We start from the raw sequence: 21,611 nt of genomic DNA on the forward strand, positions 1-21,611 counted from the left end.
CGCCGGCAGGGTGTGGACGATCGCTAGGCGATCACCCTGTTCCGACCCATCGCCTTCGCGCGGTAGAGCGCGGCGTCGGCCCGGCTGAGCAACTGCTCCAGCGTGTCCACCCGCATCGGCGATGACAGGGAGGCCAGGCCGACACTGACGGTGACGTCGAGCATGCGGCCATCGTCCAGTGGGATCGGTTCGCTGGCCAGATGGCGCAGGCGCTCGGCGACGGTGCGTGCGTCGTCGGTGTCCAGGTCCGGCAGCAACACCGCGAACTCCTCGCCACCGAACCGCCCGAACAGGCCATCCTGGCGCAGATGCTCGCGCATGCGCTGGGCGAAGATCGTCAGCACGGCATCGCCGGCGGCATGTCCGTGGCGATCGTTGACCGATTTGAAGTGGTCGATGTCCAGCATCATCGCGACGACGGGCCTGCCTGTCGCCTGCGCAAGCTCGGCCAGTTCACGGCCGCGACGCATGAACGCACTCCGGTTCAGCGTGCCGGTCAGCGCATCATGGTCGGCGGCGTGGTTGAGTGTGGCCAGCAGGCGGTTGCGCGCCGCGTTGACGCTGGCCACGGTCAGGGGTGCCACCGCGAGCAGCGCCATGCCCATCCGCAGCGAAATCACCGGCAACGGACCGTCGTCCCGGAGCTGCAGGTCGATGACGCCGGTGGCGATCGCGATCAGCGTCCACATGCACAACAGCAGGGTGACCAGGGCCGTGGTGAAGAGGCGGTAGGCCAGCGCGCACCACAACAGCGCGGGCACGGGGAAGGCGATGGCGCCCGGGCCCCCGATCACCACGCCGAGCAGGATCGTCAGCAGCAACGCCAGCAGCGGCAGCACGGTACGCGGGTGCCGCCGCAGGCGGGCAAGCCGCTCGCGCAGCACCTGCGGCAGCGTCGACGGCGCCGGGGCCAGCAGCACCACCGGCAGGATGGCGACGTAACAGACCAGCTCGGCCGAGAACCAGAACCCGCTGGTCGTCAGGAAGCCCAGCTTCATGGAAGAACTGAGGCTGCCTGCAAGTCCCGCCGCCAGGGCCGCGGCGGCGGACACCGCCAGTACCGACAGCATCGACAGCGGATGCTGAAGCTGCCGGTCTTCGTGGCGCACCCGCTGGAAGACCAGGAAGCCGGCGGCCACGCCGGCCAGGTTGGCGGCGGTCAGGCGCAGGGTGGTCGGCAGCGAGCTGCCGGTCAGCAGGTCGGCTGCGACATAGCCGAGGGCGGCCGCGGCCCAGCCGGCCGGGGAGGCGAGGGCGGGGCGACGGGCGAACAGTCCCAGCAGCAGCGCGTTGGTCGGCCAGAAGGCCGCCAGCTGATGCTCGGGCCGGGTCAGGATGCCGAGGCCGCAGGCAAGGAAGACGACGGCGACGACCAGCAGGGCTTGCAGGAGCAGCTGGCGAGCCGTGGGCACCGGGGGCGACGGGACGCGCGCGTCCTGCGGAATGGATTGCCGATGTTGCGCGACCATGCTGCCCCTGCGAAGTACGACTGCATGGGGGCGCGCGATCGCGGATCCCGTTCCCCCGGGGCTTACCTTACGCCAGGGGGATGACCGCCGTGCAAGTGTCCGGCTCCGCCCGGACCGTATGGAAGCGCGGCAGGCTTACAGCGCGTAGCCGAACTGCTGCTTGAACTGCTCGTTGAATCCGTCGAAATCGAAGCGCTGGTTCTGCGTGCCCGGGTGCTCGACCTTCAGCGCGCCCATCAGGTTGCCCATGCGACCGATGGTCAGCCAGTCGTAGCCCTTCTCGATGCCGAAGATCAGGCCCGCGCGGAAGGCGTCGCCGCAACCGGTCGGATCGGTCACGCGGCGCTCGTGCGCCGGCGGGATGTCGTAGGTCTTCTCGGGGGTGTGGATCTGCGAGCCGTGCGGGCCGCGGGTGGTGATGTAGGCCTTCACGCGCTTGACGATGTCGGCCTCGCTCCAGCCCGTGCGCTCCTGCAGCAGGTTGGACTCGTAGTCGTTGACGGTCACGTAGTTGGCCAGTTCGATGAAATGGCGCAGTTCCTCGCCGTTGAACAGCGGCATCGCCTGGCCCGGATCGAAGATGAAGGGGATGCCGGCCTCGGCGAACTCGGCGGCGTTCTGGATCATGCCCTCGCGTCCGTCCGGGCTGACGATGCCGAACGTCACGCCCGGCACGTCCTTCACATGGTTCTCGTAGCTGCGCATCATCGCGCCGGGATGGAACGCGGTGATCTGGTTGTTGTCGTGGTCGGTGGTGATGAACGCCTGCGGGGTGAACAGCTCGTCGATCACCTTCACCTGGTCGAGATTGATGCCCTGCTCGACGAAATGCTCGCGGTAAGGACCGAAATCCTGGCCCACGGTCGCCATCGGGATCGGATCGCCGCCCAGCAGCTTCAGGTTGTAGGCGATGTTGCCGGCGCAGCCGCCGAACTCGCGGCGCATGCGCGGCACTAGGAACGACACGTTCAGGATGTGCACCTTGTCCGGCAGGATGTGGTTCTTGAACTGGTCCGGGAACACCATGATGGTGTCGTAGGCAAGGGAACCACAGATCAGTGCGGACATCGGCAGACTCGGCTGGAGACGGAAGCGGCCGTCCCGGGCCGCAGGAAAAGCGGGACGTGCGCCCCATTCCCGGCGCGCCGGTGCGAAGGTTACCGGCTGGGCCGGCTGGCGGCCAGTCTTGATCGGGAGCGCCCGCCTGCGGGGCGGCGCCGTCGAACGTTGTGCATGCGCGCTGCGAACGGCGTTTTTCCCCGCGGATTCACGAGATTTTTCCTTGCCCGCTCCATGCCGGATTGTTAGGCTAGCCGACTTGTTTTTTGCCCAAAAAATCGCCAGCCCCGCGCGATTTTCCAGCCCCCAGCAGGAACCCGTCCCCCGATGTTCAAGAAGCTCCGCGGCATGTTCTCCAACGACCTGTCCATCGATCTGGGCACGGCCAACACCCTGATCTACGTGCGCGGGCAGGGCATCGTGCTGAACGAGCCGTCGGTCGTGGCGGTGCGCCAGGACCGCGCCATCGGCGGCTCGCGCTCGGTCGCGGCGGTCGGCGCCGAGGCCAAGCAGATGCTGGGCCGTACCCCCGGCCACATCACCACCATCCGCCCGATGAAGGACGGCGTGATCGCCGACTTCACCTACACCGAGGCGATGCTGAAGTACTTCATCAAGAAGGTGCACAAGTCGCGCTTCCTGCGCCCCAGCCCGCGCGTGCTGGTCTGCGTGCCTGCTGGCAGCACCCAGGTGGAGCGCCGCGCGATCAAGGAGTCGGCCGAGGAGGCCGGCGCCCGCGACGTCTACCTGATCGAGGAGCCGATGGCGGCCGCGATCGGCGCCGGCATGCCGGTGACCGAGGCGCGCGGCTCGATGGTCATCGACATCGGCGGCGGCACCACCGAGGTGGCCGTGATCTCGCTGAACGGCATCGTCTACTCGCAGTCGGTCCGCATCGGTGGCGACCGCTTCGACGAATTCATCACCAACTACGTGCGCCGCAACCACGGCATGCTGATCGGCGAAGCCACCGCCGAGCGCATCAAGCTGGAGATCGGCTGCGCCTACCCGCAGGCGGACGTGCAGGAGATGGAGATCTCCGGCCGCAACCTCGCCGAGGGCGTGCCGAAGATGATCAAGATCAACTCCAACGAGGTGCTGGAAGCGCTGCACGAGCCGCTGTCCGGCATCGTCAGCGCGGTCAAGCTGGCGCTGGAGCAGACCCCGCCGGAACTGTGTGCCGACGTCGCCGAGCGTGGCATCGTGCTGACCGGTGGTGGCGCCCTGCTGCGCGACCTCGACCGCCTGATCAGCGAGGAGACCGGCCTGCACGTGCAGGTGGCGGACGATCCGCTGACCTGCGTGGCGCGTGGCGGTGGCCGTGCGCTGGAGCTGGTCGACATGCACGGCAACGAGTTCTTCGCGCCGGAATGAGGCCGGGCATACGGCCTCGGCGAACGGGGGCGGCCATGCCGCTCCGACGCCCCGATGCCGTTGCGGGCACGCTGATGTTCCTCCGCACCGCGCATCCGCCGGGCGGTCCCCTCCGATCCCTCTCCCTTCGGCCCTGACGTGCCCTCCTACGCCGGTCCTCCCGTCGCCACCCGCGGAGAAGTCGCCAGCACGCTGCGGCTGCTGGGCTACCTGGCGCTGACCATCGCCCTGGTGATCCTCGACCACCGCGGCGGCTGGTTGTCGCAATTGCGGGCGCAGGCCAACGTGGTCACCCAGCCGCTGTGGTGGGTGGCGGGCCTGCCGGGCCGCGTGACGACCCGCGTACAGGACGATGCGGCCACCCGCACCGGCCTGATCGAAGAGAACCAGCGCCTGCGCAACGACATGCTGGTCGCCAACGCCCGGCTCGCCCGGCTGCAGACCGCCGCGGCCGACAACGCCCAGCTGCGCGCGCTGCTCGGCGTGAAGACCTCGCGCGGCCTCGATGTGCAGCTGGCGCCGATCCTCGACATCGACCTGGCGCCCGGTCGCCAGCGACTGGTGCTGGATGCGGGCAGTCGCGCCGGCGCGCTGGTCGGCCAGTCGGTCATCGATGCCGGTGGCCTGATGGGCCAGATCATCGAGACCACGCCGGTCCATTCCACTGTGTTGCTGCTGACCGATCCGGACCACGCCGTCCCGGTCGTGGTCGCGCGCAACGGCGTGCGCCTGATCGTCTACGGCCGCGGCCGCAGCGACCTGCTGGAACTGGCCGACGTGCCGCTCAACAGCGGCGTGGAAGTGGGCGACGTGCTGGTGACCTCGGGCCTGGGTGGCCGTTTCCCGGCTGGCTTCCCGGTCGGCACGATCGCCGCGCTGCGCCCGGACGACAGCCACGCCTTCCTGGTCGGCGACGTGACCCCGGCCGCCCGCCTGGACCGGGGCCGCGATGTGCTGCTGCTGAAGTCCGCACCGCCGCTGCCGTTGCCGCCGCCGGATCCGTCGCGCTTCCTGCCGGAGGCGGCTGCTCCCACGCAGGCGGGCGGTGCTCAGACACCTGCCGCGCCGACGACCCCAAGCCTCCCGCCCGCCGGGAGAGGGGTTGGTGAGAGGGGCAACGAAGCCGGGAATGCCACGGGGAACCAGAATGTTTCCGCGCCCGCGACGGCTTCTCCGCAAGCCTCGCGCCCTGCGAACGCCCCGACCCTCACTCCAACCCCTCTCCCGGCGGGAGAGGGGCAGAAAGCGCCGGCGTCTACCCGTCCGGCCACGCCACCGCCGCAGGAGCCCCAGCGATGAGCCGCGCCCGTACCGGCTGGCTGATGCCGCTGAGCATCCTCGTCGCCCTGCTGTTGGGTCTGTTGCCGCTGCCGGATGTGTTGCAGCCGCTGCGCCCCTACTGGCTGGCGTTGGTGGTGGCGTACTGGGTGATCGAGGCGCCGGACAGCGCGGGCCTCGGGTTCGCCGTGATCGTCGGCCTGGTCGCCGACCTGATGTTCGGCACGCTGCTGGGCGAACAGGCGCTGCGCCTGCTGATCATGGCCTTCATCCTGCAGCGCTTCCGCGCGCGGCTGCGCTTCTTCCCGATGTCGCAGCAGGCGCTGGCGATCGGCGGCCTGCTGCTCAACGACCGCATCGTCACGACGGTGGTGCACCTGGCGCTGGGCGAACCCACGCTGCCGTGGCAGTACTGGTGGGCGCCTCTGCTGGGCATGCTGTTCTGGCCGCCGCTGTTCGTGCTGATGGATGCCCTGCGGCTGGGTCGCCGCAGGCGGGGCTGAGCGATGGTCGGACCCCGCCGGCGCGGCAAGAACCCGCATGCCGAAGCCGACCAGTTCCGCCGCCGTGCGGTCACCGGCTTCGTGGTGGTGGCGCTGTGCCTGCTCGGCCTGGGCGCCTGGTACTTCAAGCTGCAGGTCATCGACCACGCCGACTACGCTACGCGTTCGGAAGCCAACCGCATCCGCCCGCGCCCGGTCGTGCCCGGACGCGGCACCATCTACGACCGCAACGGCCTGCTGCTGGCGGAGAACGTCCCTGCGTTCCGCCTCGACGTGACCCCCGACAAGGTCAAGGAACCTGCGAAGCTGGTCGCCGACCTGGCGAAGATCATCGACCTTTCGCCCGAGGACATCGAACGCTTCGAGGCCACGCGAAAGGCCACGCGCGGCTTCCGCCCGATCACGCTGAAGCTGCGCGTCAGCGAAGAGGAGATGGCGCGTTTCGCGGTCGACCGCTGGCGCTATCCCGGTGTCGAGCTGGTGCCTTACCTCACCCGTCGCTATCCGTACGGCGAGCTGTTCGCCCACATCGTCGGCTACGTCGGCCGCGTCGACGAAAAGGACCTGGAAACGCTGGGCGAGATCAACTCGGCGCTGACCCACATCGGCAAGACCGGGCTGGAGCGCTACTACGACGAGCAGCTGCGCGGCCGGATCGGCTACGAGAAGGTCGAGACCAACGTGGAAGGCCGTGCGCTGCGCGTGGTCGGCCGCGTGCCGGCGCAGGCGGGCACCGACCTGCGGCTCAGCGTGGACGCGAAACTGCAGCAGGCGATCGTCGATTCGTTCGGCGAGCTGGAGGGGTCGGCGATCGCGGTCGATCCGCGCACGGGCGAGATCCTGGCGATGGTCAGCCTGCCGAGCTACGACCCCAACCTGTTCGTCAACGGCATCTCCAGCAAGGACTTCAAGCTGCTCAACGACAATCCGTCGCGGCCGCAGTTCAACCGCCTAGTGCTGGGCGGCGTGGCGCCGGGCTCGACGCTGAAGCCGCTGATCGCGCTGGCCGGCCTGGACAGCGGCAAGCGCAAGCCCGAGGACACGGTGGTCTCCACCGGCATGTTCTACCTGCCCGGCACCAGCCGCGGCTGGGGCGATGCCAGCCGGCGCGGCCATGGCGTGACCAACCTGCGCAAGTCGATCTCGCAATCGGTGAACACGTACTACTACCGGCTCGCGCTGGACCTGGGCATCGCGCAGTTCGACGACTACATGGAGCATTACGGCTTCGGCCAGCCGACCGGCGTGGACCTGCGCGGCGAGATCGGCGGCATCCTGCCGTCGCCGGCGGCCAAGCTGAAGGCGCGCAAGGAACGCTGGTATCCCGGCGACACCGTCAACGTGGCCATCGGCCAGGGCGACTGGAAGGTCACCCCACTGCAACTGGTGCGCGCCACGGCCGGCATCGCCAACGGGCAGATGCGGCGCCCGCACCTGGTCAGCGAGGCGCGTGTCGGTTTCGACCGCCCGTGGGAACCGATGCCGCAGCCCGCGCCGATCGCGATCAGCCCCAACCCGGCGAACGTCGAGGTGGTGCGGCTCGGCATGCAGGACACCATGCAGCCCGGCGGTACCGGCTGGCGCACCGCGCTGGGTGCGCCGTACCTGATGGCGGGCAAGACCGGCACCGCACAGGTGATCAGTCGTCGCGGTACCGCCGCGGTCGACCCGCGCAGCCTGCCGATGCACCTGCGCCACCGCTCGCTGTTCGTCGGCTTCGCGCCGGCCGACAACCCGACCATCGCGATCGCCATCGCCGTGGAAGGCGGCGGTTACGGCGGCAGCACCGCCGGCCCGATGGCGCGCAAGATCTTCGATGCCTACCTGCTGGGCAAGATGCCGGAGAAGGAGGGCGAAGAAGCAGTTCCCGCAGGGACGGCGCCCGCGACACCGCCGGCATCGCCCACAACGGCGCCGCCCGCGAATCCGAGCCAAGGCACGAGCCCCTCTCCCCCCGGGAGAGGGGTTGGGGTGAGGGGCAACGAAGGTCGTGTGGGTACGAGTTCCAACAACTCGGCCGCGCTCGCGCCGCGCTCTTCTTCTTTGCCGGCCATCGCGCCTGTCCCGACCCTCTCCCCAACCCCTCTCCCGGCGGGAGAGGGGCTTAAGCGCGCACCGGGGGCATCGGCATGACCGACCTGCTGCGCTGGGGCTTCGACTTGCTGCGTCATCTGCTGCGCACGGTGGACTGGCTGCTGCTGGGCGCGTTGCTGGCGTTGATGGGGATCGGACTGGCCGTGCTGTACAGCGCCGGCGGCGAAGCACTGGGCTCGCGGCTGGTGCTGGCGCAGGGCGTGCGCTTCGGCGTGGGCCTGGTCGCGATGTGGGCACTGTCGCGCGTCACGCCCGTGCGATTGCGCGCATGGACGCCGGGCGTCTTCGCGGTGGCGCTGGTGCCGCTGGTGCTGGTGCTGTTCATCGGCACGGGCAAGCACGGCGCGCACTGGATCGACCTGAAATTCTTCTACCTGCAGCCCTCGGAACTGCTGAAGATCGCGCTGCCGATGATGCTGGCGTGGTACCTGCATCGCGAACCGCTGCCGCCGGGCTGGCGCACGACGATCGTGTCGGCGCTGCTGATCGGACTGCCGACCGGATTGATCCTGCTGCAGCCCGACTTCGGCACGGCCATGCTGGTCGCGGCCAGCGGCGTGTTCGGCCTGTATCTCGCCGGCCTGTCGTGGTGGTGGTTCATCACCGCCGGCGTGTTCGGCGGCACGGCGGTCGGGCTGGTGATGTTCGCGCCGATCTCGTGGTTCTCGTTCCTGCGCGAGTACCAGCAGAACCGCATCCTGACCTTCCGCGATCCGGAGAACGATCCACTCGGTGCCGGCTGGAACATCCTGCAGTCGAAGATCGCCATCGGCGGCGGTGGCTGGACCGGCAAGGGCTGGGGGCAGGGCTCGCAGTCGCATCTGGACTATTTGCCCGAACACACCACCGACTTCATCTTCTCGGTGCTGTCGGAGGAATTCGGTTGGGTCGGCGTGGCGATCGTGCTGTCGCTGTACCTGTTCGTCGTCGGCCGCTGCCTGTGGATTGCGATGGATGCGCGCGACACCTATTCCCGCCTGCTCGCCGGCACGCTGGGCATGGCGCTGTTCGTCTACGTCGTCGTCAATGGCGGCATGGTGTCGGGCCTGTTGCCCGTGGTCGGCGTGCCGATGCCCTTGCTGAGTTACGGCGGCACGTCGGCGGTGTCGCTGCTCGCGGGACTCGGGCTGGTGATGGCGGTGCGCGCACACCGGCCCGTGCACGGCTACTGAGCGCGTCGCCTCACGTCTGCATCGCGTGTGCTGTTCACCCTGCCGCGAAAGGTGCGTGCTACCCTCGCGCCGATGATGCGAAACGCACTTTCCTGTCTGCTGGTGCTGGGCCTTGCGTCCTGCGCCACACCGCAACCGCCGCCGCCGGCCGCTTCGGCGACGCCTTCCACGCCTGCATCGAAGACGCCCGCCGAGACCTCGGTCGAACGCGTCGCCGACGTGCCGCCGGAAGCATTGAAGCCCGTCGGTTTCCCCACCGCACGTGCGCAGTTCGTGAAAGACACGGCGGCGAAGTACGGCATCGCGCCGGCCGAGATCGAGGCGACGCTGGCCAAGGCGCAGTTCCTCGACAGCGTGGTCGCGGCGATGTCGCGCCCGGCCGAACGGGTGAAGCCGTGGAGCGAGTACCGCGTCGGCTTCCTGACCCAGACGCGCATCGAGGGCGGCCGCAAGTTCATCGCCGCGCATCGCGACGAACTGACCCGCGTCGAGCAGCAGTACGGCGTACCCGCCGAGGTGATCGTCTCGATCATCGGCGTGGAAACCAACTACGGCGGCTTCACCGGCCGGCACAAGGTGCTGGATGCGCTGTACACGCTGGCGTTCCGCTATCCGCGCACCGGCAATCCCGAACGCGCCGCCTATGAACACCGCCGCGAGCAGTTCTTCCGCGACGAGCTGGCGCAGTTGTTCGCACTGGGCCGCGAGGAGAACCTGGACATCGCCTCGCTGACCGGCAGCTATGCCGGTGCGATGGGGCTGGGCCAGTTCATGCCGTCCAGCTACCGCGAATTCGCGGTGGACGGCAACGGCGACGGTCGCCGCGACCTGTTCACCACGTATCCCGACATCTTTGCTTCGATCGCCAACTACTTCCGCAAGAAGGGCGGCGAGCGCGGCGGCTGGGTCCCGGGCGGTGCGGTGGTCGCACGCGCGCAACTGCAGGACGGTTTCGCCGAGTTCAATCCGGAAACGTGGACGCCGGACTACACGCTGGCGCAGCTGGCCGAGAAAGGCTACCGGCCGCTGGAGCCGGTGGCGCCCGATGCGACCGCGACGCTGGTGCAGCTGGATGGCGCCGACGGCAAGCAGTACTGGCTGGGCTTCCAAAACTACTACGCGATCACCCGTTACAACAATTCCAAGATGTACGCGATGGCGGTGCACCAGCTGTCGCAGGCCATCGCCGGCCGCGAGATCCCGCCGGCATGAAGTGGCTGGTCCTGCCGCTACTGGCGGTGGCCCTGGCCGCGTGCAGCACGGCGCCGAAGAAGTCGCCGTCGCCATCGACCGGGGACGTCACCCGTCCGTCGCCGGTAAAGCCTTCGCCCGGCATCGCCGGCAAGGACTGCTCGCGTTACGCACCCGCGCAGGAAGACTTGTCCACGCGCGGCGACTACACCGCCGGCGGCCTCTACAAGCCGGGCGTCTCCGACACCACGCCGGACCACGTGCCCGACCTGGACTGCATCCGCGAACCCGTCGTCACCGCCGAAGCGCGCTCGCGCGTGGGCAACAAGTCGCCGTATTCGGTGCTGGGCAAGCAGTACAAGGTGCTCGACCGCGTCGACGGCTACGTGGAGCAGGGCACGGCTTCCTACTACGGCAACAAGTTCCATGGCCGCCGCACCTCCAACCAGGAGGTGTACGACATGTACGCCTACAGCGCCGCACACAAATCGCTGCCGCTGCCGAGCTTCGCGCGGGTCACCAACCTAGACAATGGGCAGTCCGTGGTCGTGCGGGTGAATGATCGCGGTCCGTTCCACGAAGGCCGCGTGATCGACCTCAGCTACGCCGCCGCGGTCCGTCTGGGCATCACCCAGCGCGGTACCGGACGTGTCGAAGTGCGCGCGCTGACGCCGGACGGCAGCACGCTTGCCGCCGCGCCCGCGCCCGCGCCTTCGTCGTCGGCGATGGACCAGTTGGTCGGGCAGTTGCCGAAGGACGCCGCGCGTTACCACGTCCCTGCCAAACCCGGGGATGCGCCCAGTGCCGCCGGTTTCGAGGCATGGATGAAGGCCAACGGCGTGCGCGTGGCATCAGGCAAGCCCGGTGCGCCTGCGGTGCCTTCAGTGGCAGCGCCGTCCGCGACACCTGCTTCGCCGCAGGCGGCCGTGGTGGCGTCTGTGGCCACGCTGCCGCCGGCCCTGCAGCTGCAGGTCGCCAGTTTCTCCAGCCGCGACAATGCCGACCGCGCCCTGGCGCGTCTGACCGCCGCCGGCATCGCCGATGCGCGGCTCAGCGATGTGCCCGGTGCGGATCGCCCCCTGTGGCGCCTGCGCGTCGGCGCGGCGGATGCCGCATCGGCAGAAGCGCTGGCAGGCAGGATCGCCAGCCTGGGCTTCGGTCGCCCGCAGATCGTCCGCGAGTAGCGGCGCGCACCGGTCCGTCGGTTTTTTTACGTCTTTCCAACCCAACCCGCGGTCGGCCTCCCTACAATATTCGCCTTGAACCGTCAGGCCCACGGCCTTGCCAGGAGTTTTCCGCCGATGAAGTTCCGTTTCGCCCTCGCCGCGCTCGCGACCACCGCCATGGGCCTGGCCATCGCCCAGACGCCCGCGCCGACCCCGGCGCCTGCCGCGCCTGCCGCTGCGGCCGTCGAGATCCCGCCGCCGCCCAAGCCCACCGCCACCGCGTGGGTGCTGGTCGACTACATCACCGGCCAGGTCCTGGCGGGTGAGAACTACAACGAGCGCGTCGAGCCGGCCAGCATCACCAAGGTCATGACCTCGTACGTGCTGGCGGCCGAGCAGAAGAACGGCAAGATCAAGCCCGACGACCAGGTGATGATGAGCGAGCGCGCCTGGCGCGAGGGCGGCGCCGGCACCGACGGCAGCTACAGCGGCTTCGCCGTCAACAAGACCGCGCCGCTGCTGGACATGGAAAAGGGCATGGCCGTTCAGTCGGGCAACGACGCCGCCATCGCGCTGGCCGAGCACGCCGCCGGCAGCCAGGAAGCGTTCGCGTCGCTGATGAACAACTACGCCGCGCAGATCGGCATGAAGGGCTCGCACTTCGTCAACGCGCACGGCCTGTCCGCGCCGGAGCACTACTCGACGGCGTACGACCTGGCGCTGCTGGGTCGCGCCTTCATCCGCGAGTATCCCGAGCAGTACGCGTTCAACAAGATCAAGGAATTCACGGTCGGCACCATCACCCAGCCGAACCGCAACCTGCTGCTGTGGCGCGACGCCAGCGTGGACGGCATCAAGACCGGCCACCATTCCGGCGCCGGCTACTGCCTGATGAGCTCGGCCAAGCGCGGCGACCAGCGCCTGGTCGCGGTGGTGATGGGCTCGACCTCCGAGAAGCAGCGCGCCGACGACAGCCTGGCGCTGTTGAACTGGGGTTTCCGCTTCTACGAAACCCACCGCCTGTACGAGCCGGGCAAGGCCATCGCCACGCAGCGCGTGTGGAAGGGCCAGGCCAAGGAAGTGCAGTTGGGCGTTGCGCAACCGATGCTGGTCAGCGTGCCGCGCGGCCGTTACGACGCGCTGAAGCCGACGATGGACGTGCCGAAGACGCTGGTCGCCCCGATCACCGCCGGCCAGGCCATCGGCACGGTGAAGGTCACCCTGGACGGCAAGGTCGTGGCCGAATCGCCGCTGGTGGCGATCACGCCGATCGAAGAAGCCGGCTTCTTCAAGCGTCTGTGGGATGCGTTCTGGATGTGGTGGGAGTCGGAGTGATCCGGCGCGTCACCGCATGAGAAAAAGGCCGGCATCTGCCGGCTTTTTTGTTTTCGAGGCTTAAAGCCCTGCGGCGATCAGCGCGATGGCGATGATCGCCAGCGGAATCGCCAGCAGGTTGACGCGATTCAGTCGTTCGCGGAAAAGCACCGTGCCCGCCAGCGTGCCCAGCACGACCACGCCGATGTTCATGGTGGAGAACACCACCGCCGGGTTGTCCGGCAACGCGCGGTGCGCCTTCACGTAGAACAGGATGTTGCCGAAGTTCAGCGCGCCCAGCAGCAGGCCGCTCCCGAGCGCGGGCAATGTCAGCGACGGACCGCCGCGCACGCTCCGCACGACCTGCACGCCCATCATCACGATGAAGGCGGCGACGAAGGCGACCTGCAGCGAGGCGGCGAACGGTGTCCCGGCCGCCGCGATGTGCTTGAGCAGCACGTCCACGCTGGCGTAGCCGACCAGGACCAGCAGGGGCAGTGCCCAACCGCTCCAGCCGCCTTCGGCTTCGCCCGACGCAGCGCGCGGCCGCAGCACCAGCAGCACGATCGCCAGCAGGCCCAGCGCAAGCCCGGCCAGACGCTGCGCATCGGCCTGTTCGCCGAGCCACAGGAACGCCGCCAGCAGCGACAGCACCAGCGACATGCGCTGCGCGATGTCGGTCCGCACGATGCCGGCCGCGCGCACCGAGGCCGACAGCGCCAGGAAGATGCCGGGTAGCAGCACCGCCAGCAGGGCGAGCGCGGGCCAGGGCGCGTGCGGTGCGGCCAGTGCCGACAATGGTGGATCCAGCAACGTGAAGCACAGCAGCGAGGCCGCCAGGTAATTCCAGGCGATGCCCTGGGCGGTGTCGATGCCGCGTCGCTGCATGAGCTTGAGCAGGACCGAGACGAGCACGCTGCAGACGACGCTGGCGAGTAGGTAAATCACGGGTCGGATGCTTCCAAAAGCTTGACGGCCGCGGGCTAGCTGACGGGATCGGCGCTGGCTGACGGTGCGGATTCCGGCGCTTTGTCCGGAAACAGGTCCTTGCATCGCTTGATGGGCTCTTCCTTCACGATGACCAGTTCCCACCTCTTAGCTCGCGTGGCGGGTCCGTGGTCGGCCACCACGTGGTAGCGCGTGCAGGGCGCCAGGACGAACTGGAAGGTGCCGTAATGCACCTCTCCCCGATCCCCACGGTATGTCCATGTCAAGTGCAGAACGTGAAGGCCCGGGCTCAGATGCGTGTATCCGCTTCGGGTCTGGAAGTTCGTCGACCCGTCGACAGCAATCACCTCGATGGAGGCACGGTTCGAATCCACCATTCTCAGCAGTTCACCCGACAGTTCCGCCCAGGGCGCTTGTTGTGCAGATGCTGGCGAGGCGAGCGCCATGAATGTGACCGCCCAGGCGACCTTCCTTCTCATTCTTTCCCCCTTGTCCCGGTGAGATCGATTTCGCATGGCCGGGCCGGGATTGCCACGTGCGAGCTGGACTATGGTGCCATGGCGCTGGCCGCCAGCTCTCACTCTTTACGTCCCTACCGGGAAGGATGGCGATCATCGCCTATCATCAGGACCGGGGACGCGACGCGGGTGGCGTCGGTCGCCCACACCACGGAATGCCCGCACCGAGCGGACCACAACTTCTCAAGGAGATGCACCAGTGAACAGGGGAATTGGCAAGACGTTAACGATGACGGCATGCGTGCTGATGGCCGCTGCCGCGACGGCGCCCGCGTGGGCGCAGCGCCAGAGTGCGCAGGACCAGCGCAAGCAGCAGACCGCGGAAATCCCGACCTGCAGCAAGCCGCTGGGCAGCATCTCGGTGATCGAGCCGGAGGATGGCGTGAACTGGTGGAGCGGCCAGCAGCTGCCCGCACCGTCGAAGCTGATCAAGGTGTTCGTGAACAAGTCGCGCTGCTTCACGCTGGTCGACCGTGGCGTGGGCATGGGTGCGGCGATGGCCGAGCGCGATCTGGCCGCCAGCGGCGAACTGCGCAACCGCTCCAACATCGGCAAGGGCCAGATCCGCGCCGCCGACTACGTGCTGGTGCCCGATCTGATCTCGCAGAACAGCAACGCCGGCGGCAACGCCATCAGCGGCCTGCTGGGCGGACTGGTGGGCGGCAATGTCGGTCGCATGGTCGGTGGCCTGGACTTCAAGAAGAAGACCGCCGACGTGGTGCTGACGGTCACCGATGTGCGTTCGTCCGAGCAGGTCGCCATGGCCGAGGGCAGCGCCAAGAAGACCGACATCGGCTGGGGTGCGGGCGGCAGCCTGTTCACCGGCAGCCACTGGGGCGGCGGCGGTGCCAGCGGTTACGCGAACACCGAAATCGGCCAGGTCATCACGCTGGCCTACCTGCAGGCCTACACCAACCTGGTCAGCGAGCTGGGCGGCCTGTCCGGCAACGCGTCCGCGTCCAACGCCCAGCAGGCGGTCGAGATGACCAAGCCGGGCCGCCTGTTCGCCAATCCGAAGGGTACCGGCAAGCCCGTGCGCGACCTGGATCCGGGGATGATGCTGTACCCGACCGGCAACAAGGACGGCATGATGTGGGAAGTCGAGGACGAACTCGGCAACAAGGGCTGGGTCTCGTCCAGCCTGGTGCAGTTGGCGCGCTGAGCCGCGTCACTGTGTGAACGAAGGGCCGCGCAAGCGGCCCTTCGTCGTTCCGGAATGGTATCGGCTTGGCTTTCGCTGCCGGCGTCCCAATAATCCGGGGATGGAAATCAAATCCGACAACCCCGAACACGGCTTCCAGTTCCCCGGCACCTTCGAGCTCAGCGCCATGGGCACGGCCGGCACCGGTCTGGAAACCGAACTCCCGCGCCTGCTGGAATCGAAAGGCGTCGAAGTCCTGCATGAAGACATCAGCTGGAAGCATTCGGCCAACGGCAAGTACGTGTCCGTGCGCATCCGCTTCCAGGCCAACGACCGCGTGCAGTACGACGCCGCCCATGAAGCGCTGCGCGACCATCCCGAAGTGAAGTGGACGCTGTGACGGCGACCTGCATCGTCCGCGAGCTCGGCCGTCAGCCGTACGAGCCGGTCTGGCGCGCGATGCAACGCTTCACCGATGCGCGCACCGACGACACGCCCGATGAGCTGTGGCTGGTCGAGCACGATCCGGTGTTCACCCTCGGCCAGGCCGGCAAGCCCGAGCACGTGCTGGCGGCAGGCGACATCCCGGTGATCCACGTCGATCGCGGCGGCCAGGTGACCTACCACGGCCCCGGCCAGATCGTGGCGTACCCGCTGTTCGACCTGAAGCGCCTGAAAGTCGGCGTGCGCGACTACGTCTGCAAGATCGAGCAGGCGATGATCGACACGCTCGCCGCATGGAACATCGAGTCTGCGCGCAAGGACGGCGCGCCCGGCGTCTACGTGGCGGGCGCCAAGATCGGCGCGCTCGGCATCCGGGTCCGCCACGGCTGTACCTTCCACGGGCTCGCGTTCAACATCGCGATGGACTTGGAGCCGTTCCACCGCATCAACCCCTGTGGCTACCAGGGCCTGCAGGTCGTCTCGCTCGCCGATCTCGGCGGCCCGTCCGGCATGGATGACGTGAAGCCGGTGCTGCTGAAGCACATGGCCGACCAGTTCGGCCTGTCGCTGCAGCGCGAAGCCGCGTTGCCGGATATCTCCGAAGCTGCGTAGCGCAGGCAGGTTGTGGGAGCGACGTAAGTCGCGAAGGCTTTCCCGGAAACCTAGCAACCGAAGGTGAAGCAGACGCGGCCTGGGTCAGGGCGCCTCGTGCATGGATGCCTTCGAAACTTGGTCGCATCGCGACTCACGTCGCTCCCACATCGGGGCCGGTCGCGTGCGCCGAGCCGGCCCCATGCCACAATCGGTCGCCATGAATGACGCGACCCTGTCCCTCGATACCGAACGCGATGCCCTGATCGAACGCGGCCTGGCACGTCTTCGCGCCGTGTCCGCCGACGTGGAGGGACTGCTCGCCGACGCGGGCCACGTCGATCGTGTGTCGCGCGTGATCGCCACGAGCGACCTGGCGCTCGAAACCCTGCGTCGCCAGCCCGACCTGCTGACCGCACTGCTCCGCGACGACGGTGTCGCGCCATGGCCGGTGCCCGCACTGACGACCGACAACACGGTGCAATGGCCCGAGCTGCTGCGTCGTTACCGCACCGCCGAATCGACGCGCCTCGTATGGCGCGACGTGCACGGGCTGGACGCCGTCGACGACACGCTGGCCGGCACCACGCGCCTGGCCGAGGTCTGCCTGCAGACCGGGCTGGAGGCCCTGGAAGCGGAGTTCGCGCAACGCCACGGCATGGTGCGCGCGCCGGATGGCAGCGTGCAGCGGCTGGTGGTGTTCGGGCTGGGCAAGCTGGGCGGTGGCGAACTGAATTTCTCGTCCGACATCGACCTGGTCTATGCGTACCCGCAGGGTGGCGAATCCGATGGTGCGCGGTCGCTTGCTGCCGAGGACTACTTCATGCGGCTGGGCCAACGGCTGGCGAAACTGCTGGACGAACCGACCGTCGACGGCTTCTGCCATCGCGTCGACCTGCGCTTGCGCCCCTTCGGCAATGCCGGCCGCGTCGCGCTGTCGTTCGCCGGCATGGACCAGTACTTCCAGCGCGAAGGTCGCGACTGGGAGCGCTATGCGTGGTTGAAAGCGCGCGCGGTGGCCGGCGATATCGATGCCGGCGAACGCTGGCTGGAATCGCTGCGCCCGTTCGTCTATCGCCGCTATCTGGACTACACGGCGCTCGACGGCCTGCGCGAGATGAAAGCCGCGATCGCCGCCGAAGTCGCGCGCCGCGAACTGGCGGACGACATCAAGCGTGGACCGGGTGGGATCCGCGAGATCGAATTCCTGGCGCAGGCGCTGCAGTTGATCCGGGGCGGTCGCGAACCGGCCTTGCGCGAACGCCGCCTGCGCGTCGCGTTGCCGGCACTGGTCGCTGCCCGACAGGTCTCGGTCGAGGAAGGCGATGCGCTGATGCAGGCCTATCGCTTCCTGCGTCGACTGGAGAATCGCCTGCAGATGCTGCGCGACGCACAGACGCATGCGCTGCCAGAGGATCCGCTGGACCGGCATCGCATCGCGCGAGGCCTCGACTATCCGGACTGGGACAGCCTGCGTGCCGCGTTGGACGTGCAACGCGCGCGCGTTGCCGCCGAGTTCGCCGAACTGCTGGCGCCGCGCCAGCGCGACACCGCGCCCGACGCACTGGCGCTGTACTGGCGCGCGCTGCCCGACGGTGGGGAAGCGGGCACGCTGGCGGCATCGGGTTTCGCGGACGCGGGCAGTGCCGATGGTGCGTTGCGTGAGTTCGCGCAATTCAGTGGCGTGCGTGCCTTGTCCGACGGCGCGCGCGCGCGCTTGGATCGCGTGGTGCCGGCCCTGCTCGACGCCTGCGCGCGTTCGTCACAGCCGGATGCCGCGTTGCGCCGGGTGCTGTCGCTGCTGCAGGCCATCCTGCGCCGTGCCAGCTACCTCGCGCTGCTCGACGAACAGCCCAGCGCATTGGGCCGCCTGGTCGACGTGCTGGCGCGGAGTGCGCTGCTGTCCGAACGCCTGGCGCACTATCCGCTGCTGCTGGACGAGCTGCTCGACACGCGCGTCTCCGGGCCGATGCCGGATCGCGACGAATTGCGGACCGAGTGCGAGGCCGCACTGGTCGAGGAAGATCCGGAGACCTGCCTGCGCGTGCTCAACGAGCGCCGTCTGGCGCTGAGTTTCCGCGTCGCGTTGGCCGCGCTCGATGGCCGTCAGTCCGCGCGCGACAGCGTGCGCCAGCTGGCGTGGCTGGCGGACGAGGTCGTCCGCGTGGTCGTGCAGGTCGCCACACGCGACGTCGCCGCCTCGCACGGCATCGTTGCCGCAGGACGGTTCGCGGTGATCGGTTATGGCAGCCTGGGGGGCGAGGAGCTCGGCTTCGGTTCGGATCTCGACCTGGTGTTCCTGTTCGACGCGCCGGCCGAGGCGGAATCGGATGGCAAGCGGCCGATGGAAGCCGGTCGCTGGTACGCCAGGCTGGCGCAGAAGATCGTCGCCCTGCTTGGTGCGGTGACGGCGGCGGGACGGCTCTACGATGTGGACGTGCGGCTACGCCCGGACGGCGCGAAAGGCCTGCTGGTGTCGTCGCTGGGCAGCTTCACCGAGTACCAGCGCGAGCGCGCCTGGACCTGGGAACACCAGGCGTTGGTGCGTGCGCGTGGCATCGCCGGCGATGCCTCGCTGCTTCAGGCGTTCGAAGACGTCCGGGCCGCGACGCTGGCGCGGTCGCGCGATGTCGACGTCCTGCGCGGCGACGTGGTGAAGATGCGCGGACGCATGCGTTCCGAACTCGACCGCAGCGACGTCGCGCGTTTCGATTTGAAGCAAGGTGCTGGTGGCCTGGTCGACCTGGAATTCCTGATCCAGTACCTGGTCCTGCGCGATGCCATGGCACAGCCCGCCTTGTTGTTGCCGCGGGATACGCCGCGACTGATCGCGTCGCTGGCGGCCGGGGGCGCACTGACTCCGGAGGAAGCCAGTGCGCTCGATGCGGTGCATGCCACCTTCGTCGCCGAAGGCCTGGCCTGTACGCTGGACCGGCGTCCGAGGCTGGTCGTCGAGCACGCTGGACTGGCGATGGCGCGTGCGGTGGTGATGCGGACGACGGCCGCGCACGGATTGGACGTCGCGTCGTCGCCCTGACCCCAGCGTGGCCAGCCGCGTGCTTTCGCGCGCCTTGGACATCGCGGTTCAGTGGACGCCGGTCGGGCCCCGCAACGCCCCCATCCCCGCATCGATCAGTCCACGCAGACCGTGTGCGAGCGCCACGGCGTCGTCATGGCTCCAGAACAGGTCGGGACTGACGATATCGGGATCGTCCTTGCCCGTGCCGAGACTGGCCTGGAAGATCATGTCGTAGACGTCCCATAGCACCGCGTCGCACTTCATCGCCTTGGATGTGTCGAGTGCGGGGCCCCGCACCGTGGCCGCGATGTCATCGAGCATGTTCCATGCGCGCAGGAACGCAGTGCAGTCCTGGCGCAGCACGTCACGCCCACTGAGGCCATTGAGTCGTCCATCGACATCATCCAGGTCCACCCGGTGCTCCTCGCTCCAGGCAACACGATTGGCCATGGCGTCCGTTGCCAGCGTGGTGGGGTCGAAGATCGAGATGCGTCGATGGCCATCGCATACCAGGTGGTCGATCGCATCCAAGCCGGAAGCGCCTTCGATGCCGGTAACCCACAACAACAGGTACTCGTGGCCTGCCCAGCGGAGACGGACCGGATAAAGGGAGGCGTCGGCGCTCATGCCGGCATGGCCAGGCGCTTTCGAACCTCTGCTGCCACGCGTGCCGTCTCCCGCAATGGCTCTCCATCGAACAGCGTCGGGGCTCCAGCCAGGTCGTGGATGCGTCCGCGATCTCTCAGTGCATCGAGGAAACGACGCGGACGCCCGCTGACGCGATCCGGCTCGAACACCTGCACCGGCACGCGCGTGCCGCAGGCCTCCGACACCATGTTGACCGACTCCGGTGTGCAGACGATGCGCTCTGCCCAACCCAGCAGGCCGGCATAAGGATTCGGGCCGTCGGACGGATCGCACCACAGGAGCGTATGCGGCCGTTGTGCCCAGCGCCGGCGCACGGCGTCGATCACTGCGGGTGGCGTGCGTCGTGAGGTGGTGACCAGCAGGCTGCCATCCGCCGTCATGTCATCGAGCAGGATCGCGAGTCGTGCGAACGCGTCCGTATCGAACCGGTAGTGCGCACTGTCGCCGCCGAGCAGCACTGCCGTGCGAGGCGAGGGCAGGGCGGCGAATGCGGGGAATGCGGTGCGCGCGTCGGCCAGCCACGCATCGTCGACCGGATTCAGGCTGCCGAGCAGGGTGAGGATGTTCGGACCGGTGAGCCCGTCGTGCTCCGGCGCGATGACCAGGTCCCAATGCGATGGATCGATGCGCGGGTCGAGGATCTGCACGACGCGGCTGCCACGCGCGCGCAACAGCCGCGTGGCCAGCGCCGCCTGGCGACCACAGCCGATGGCCAGGGTGGGTGGCCGCCGCTGCAGTTGATCGAAGGCCGGTCCGAAACCCTGTGTCGCGCCCGGCAGCAGGCGCGGTGCCAACCAGCGCCAGGGCGCACGCGGTGGGAGCACCAGGTCGCGTGCTTCGCCGCCCAGTACACGCGCCAACGACTGCGCCTGGCGTACGTTCCCGGCGTTGCCATCGGTCAGCGTGCAGAGGCCGCGGGAATCGGACGGGAGGGGGCTGGTTTGTTCCACCGGTTAAAACAATCCGTTCCGGGTCGATTGGATATTGCCATGGTCAGGACACTCTACACTGCCCGTCCGATGCGCCGGCCCTTGCCGCCGCGACGTGCTTCCCTTCCTCGCGACAGGTAACCCATGTCCCACGCCCTCGATGCCGCCTCGCTCGACCAGTTGTTCCGCACCGCCCGCACCTACAACGCTTTTACCGGCGAGGTCAGCGACGACACCCTGCGCCAGCTGTACGACCTGCTCAAGTTCGGTCCGACCCAGGCCAACACCACGCCGGCACGCTTCGTGTTCGTGAAGTCGGCCGAGGCCAAGGCCAAGCTGGGCCCGGCGCTGTCCGAAGGCAATTACAAGAAGACGATGGAAGCCCCGGTTACCGTCATCATCGCCCGTGACGAGGACTTCCACGAGAAGCTGCCGTTCCTGTTCCCGCATACCGATGCCAAGGCCTGGTTCGACGGCCCGCGCGACAACCGCTTCAAGCCCGCGCTGCGCAACGCCAGCCTGCAGGCGGCTTACCTGATCGTCGCCGCACGTGCGCTGGGCCTGGATGCCGGCCCGATGACCGGTTTCGACGCCGAGAAGGTCGACGAAGCGTTCTTCGCAGGCACCGCCATCAAGTCCGACATCCTGGTCAACCTGGGCCATGGCGATCCGTCCAGCATTTTCCCGCGTTCCCCGCGCCTGGGCTTCGACGAAGCCGCACGCATCCTCTGACACCCCACCACCCGGAGACTT

19 protein-coding genes are annotated in these 21,611 nt (G+C 68.4%); 13 read left to right on the forward strand and 6 right to left on the reverse strand.

Annotated elements, in window-relative coordinates:
* Positions 1–23: 23 nt before the first annotated feature.
* Complete coding sequence (locus tag ACSQ1W_RS00445) at positions 24–1,469, reverse strand: diguanylate cyclase (RefSeq protein WP_436041232.1); 1,446 nt, start codon at positions 1,467–1,469, stop codon at positions 24–26.
* 135 nt (positions 1,470–1,604) lie between these two features.
* Positions 1,605–2,537, reverse strand: a complete 933-nt coding sequence (locus ACSQ1W_RS00450) for a carbohydrate kinase family protein (protein WP_192270870.1) — start codon at positions 2,535–2,537, stop codon at positions 1,605–1,607.
* Positions 2,538–2,855: 318 nt separating this feature from the next.
* Between ACSQ1W_RS00450 and ACSQ1W_RS00455 the strand changes: the two genes are divergently transcribed.
* The 8 genes from ACSQ1W_RS00455 (at position 2,856) to ACSQ1W_RS00490 (ending at position 12,641) form a co-directional block, all read left to right on the forward strand.
* The gene (locus tag ACSQ1W_RS00455) at positions 2,856–3,902 is read left to right on the forward strand and encodes a rod shape-determining protein (RefSeq protein ID WP_192270868.1); all 1,047 of its coding nucleotides are present in this window, start codon (positions 2,856–2,858) and stop codon (positions 3,900–3,902) included.
* A 138-nt stretch (positions 3,903–4,040) separates the two neighbouring features.
* Positions 4,041–5,201 carry a rod shape-determining protein MreC gene (mreC, locus tag ACSQ1W_RS00460; protein WP_436041233.1) on the forward strand — a complete coding sequence of 387 codons (1,161 nt, stop codon included), beginning with the start codon at positions 4,041–4,043 and terminating at the stop codon, positions 5,199–5,201.
* The gene (gene mreD, locus ACSQ1W_RS00465; RefSeq protein ID WP_436041234.1) at positions 5,198–5,683 is read left to right on the forward strand and encodes a rod shape-determining protein MreD; all 486 of its coding nucleotides are present in this window, start codon (positions 5,198–5,200) and stop codon (positions 5,681–5,683) included. Before mreC ends, mreD begins: the two co-directional genes overlap by 4 nt.
* A 3-nt stretch (positions 5,684–5,686) precedes the next feature.
* Entirely contained in the window at positions 5,687–7,816 is a 2,130-nt protein-coding gene (gene mrdA / locus ACSQ1W_RS00470; RefSeq protein ID WP_436041235.1) for a penicillin-binding protein 2, read from the forward strand.
* Complete coding sequence (rodA, locus tag ACSQ1W_RS00475) at positions 7,813–8,949, forward strand: rod shape-determining protein RodA (protein ID WP_436041236.1); 1,137 nt, start codon at positions 7,813–7,815, stop codon at positions 8,947–8,949. Before mrdA ends, rodA begins: the two co-directional genes overlap by 4 nt.
* Positions 8,950–9,021: 72 nt before the next feature.
* Positions 9,022–10,161 carry a lytic murein transglycosylase B gene (mltB, locus tag ACSQ1W_RS00480; protein ID WP_436041237.1) on the forward strand — a complete coding sequence of 380 codons (1,140 nt, stop codon included), beginning with the start codon at positions 9,022–9,024 and terminating at the stop codon, positions 10,159–10,161.
* A complete protein-coding gene (locus ACSQ1W_RS00485; RefSeq protein WP_436041238.1) occupies positions 10,158–11,324 on the forward strand; it encodes a septal ring lytic transglycosylase RlpA family protein in 1,167 nt (388 codons plus the stop codon). The genes mltB and ACSQ1W_RS00485 overlap by 4 nt, the downstream gene beginning before the upstream one ends.
* Positions 11,325–11,441: 117 nt before the next feature.
* On the forward strand, positions 11,442–12,641 hold the full coding sequence (locus ACSQ1W_RS00490; RefSeq protein ID WP_436041239.1) for a D-alanyl-D-alanine carboxypeptidase family protein: 1,200 nt from the start codon (positions 11,442–11,444) through the stop codon (positions 12,639–12,641).
* 60 nt (positions 12,642–12,701) lie between these two features.
* Here the strand turns inward: ACSQ1W_RS00490 and ACSQ1W_RS00495 are convergent, their stop codons facing one another.
* Together ACSQ1W_RS00495 and ACSQ1W_RS00500 are read right to left on the reverse strand one after the other, a co-directional pair.
* A complete protein-coding gene (locus tag ACSQ1W_RS00495) occupies positions 12,702–13,568 on the reverse strand; it encodes an EamA family transporter (protein WP_436041240.1) in 867 nt (288 codons plus the stop codon).
* A 35-nt stretch (positions 13,569–13,603) separates the two neighbouring features.
* Positions 13,604–14,047: a hypothetical protein gene (locus ACSQ1W_RS00500; protein ID WP_436041241.1), complete on the reverse strand. Its 444-nt coding sequence runs from the start codon at positions 14,045–14,047 to the stop codon at positions 13,604–13,606.
* 268 nt (positions 14,048–14,315) lie between these two features.
* Here ACSQ1W_RS00500 and ACSQ1W_RS00505 point away from each other — a divergent pair, with 268 nt between their 5' ends.
* The 4 genes from ACSQ1W_RS00505 to glnE all read left to right on the forward strand — a co-directional run bounded on the left by ACSQ1W_RS00505 (position 14,316) and on the right by glnE (position 19,299).
* Positions 14,316–15,248 carry a CsgG/HfaB family protein gene (locus ACSQ1W_RS00505; protein WP_436041242.1) on the forward strand — a complete coding sequence of 311 codons (933 nt, stop codon included), beginning with the start codon at positions 14,316–14,318 and terminating at the stop codon, positions 15,246–15,248.
* Positions 15,249–15,348: 100 nt separating this feature from the next.
* Positions 15,349–15,627: a DUF493 family protein gene (locus tag ACSQ1W_RS00510; RefSeq protein ID WP_436041243.1), complete on the forward strand. Its 279-nt coding sequence runs from the start codon at positions 15,349–15,351 to the stop codon at positions 15,625–15,627.
* Positions 15,615–16,283 (forward strand): lipoyl(octanoyl) transferase LipB, encoded by a 669-nt coding sequence (gene lipB / locus ACSQ1W_RS00515; RefSeq protein WP_436041244.1) that lies wholly within the window; start codon positions 15,615–15,617, stop codon positions 16,281–16,283. The genes ACSQ1W_RS00510 and lipB overlap by 13 nt, the downstream gene beginning before the upstream one ends.
* Before the next feature lie 199 nt (positions 16,284–16,482).
* Positions 16,483–19,299 carry a bifunctional [glutamate--ammonia ligase]-adenylyl-L-tyrosine phosphorylase/[glutamate--ammonia-ligase] adenylyltransferase gene (glnE, locus tag ACSQ1W_RS00520; protein ID WP_436041245.1) on the forward strand — a complete coding sequence of 939 codons (2,817 nt, stop codon included), beginning with the start codon at positions 16,483–16,485 and terminating at the stop codon, positions 19,297–19,299.
* 48 nt (positions 19,300–19,347) lie between these two features.
* On the opposite strand, the gene ACSQ1W_RS00525 is transcribed toward glnE, so the two are convergent.
* Together ACSQ1W_RS00525 and ACSQ1W_RS00530 are read right to left on the reverse strand one after the other, a co-directional pair.
* Positions 19,348–19,908: a hypothetical protein gene (locus ACSQ1W_RS00525; protein ID WP_436041246.1), complete on the reverse strand. Its 561-nt coding sequence runs from the start codon at positions 19,906–19,908 to the stop codon at positions 19,348–19,350.
* Positions 19,905–20,879, reverse strand: a complete 975-nt coding sequence (locus ACSQ1W_RS00530; protein WP_436041247.1) for a mitochondrial fission ELM1 family protein — start codon at positions 20,877–20,879, stop codon at positions 19,905–19,907. The genes ACSQ1W_RS00525 and ACSQ1W_RS00530 overlap by 4 nt, the downstream gene beginning before the upstream one ends.
* Positions 20,880–21,002: 123 nt before the next feature.
* Between ACSQ1W_RS00530 and ACSQ1W_RS00535 the strand changes: the two genes are divergently transcribed.
* Entirely contained in the window at positions 21,003–21,590 is a 588-nt protein-coding gene (locus ACSQ1W_RS00535) for a malonic semialdehyde reductase (RefSeq protein ID WP_192270843.1), read from the forward strand.
* The last annotated feature ends 21 nt before the right edge of the window (positions 21,591–21,611 follow it).

This window comes from Pseudoxanthomonas sp. LjRoot143 (genome assembly GCF_964252945.1).
Classification (GTDB): domain Bacteria; phylum Pseudomonadota; class Gammaproteobacteria; order Xanthomonadales; family Xanthomonadaceae; genus Pseudoxanthomonas_A.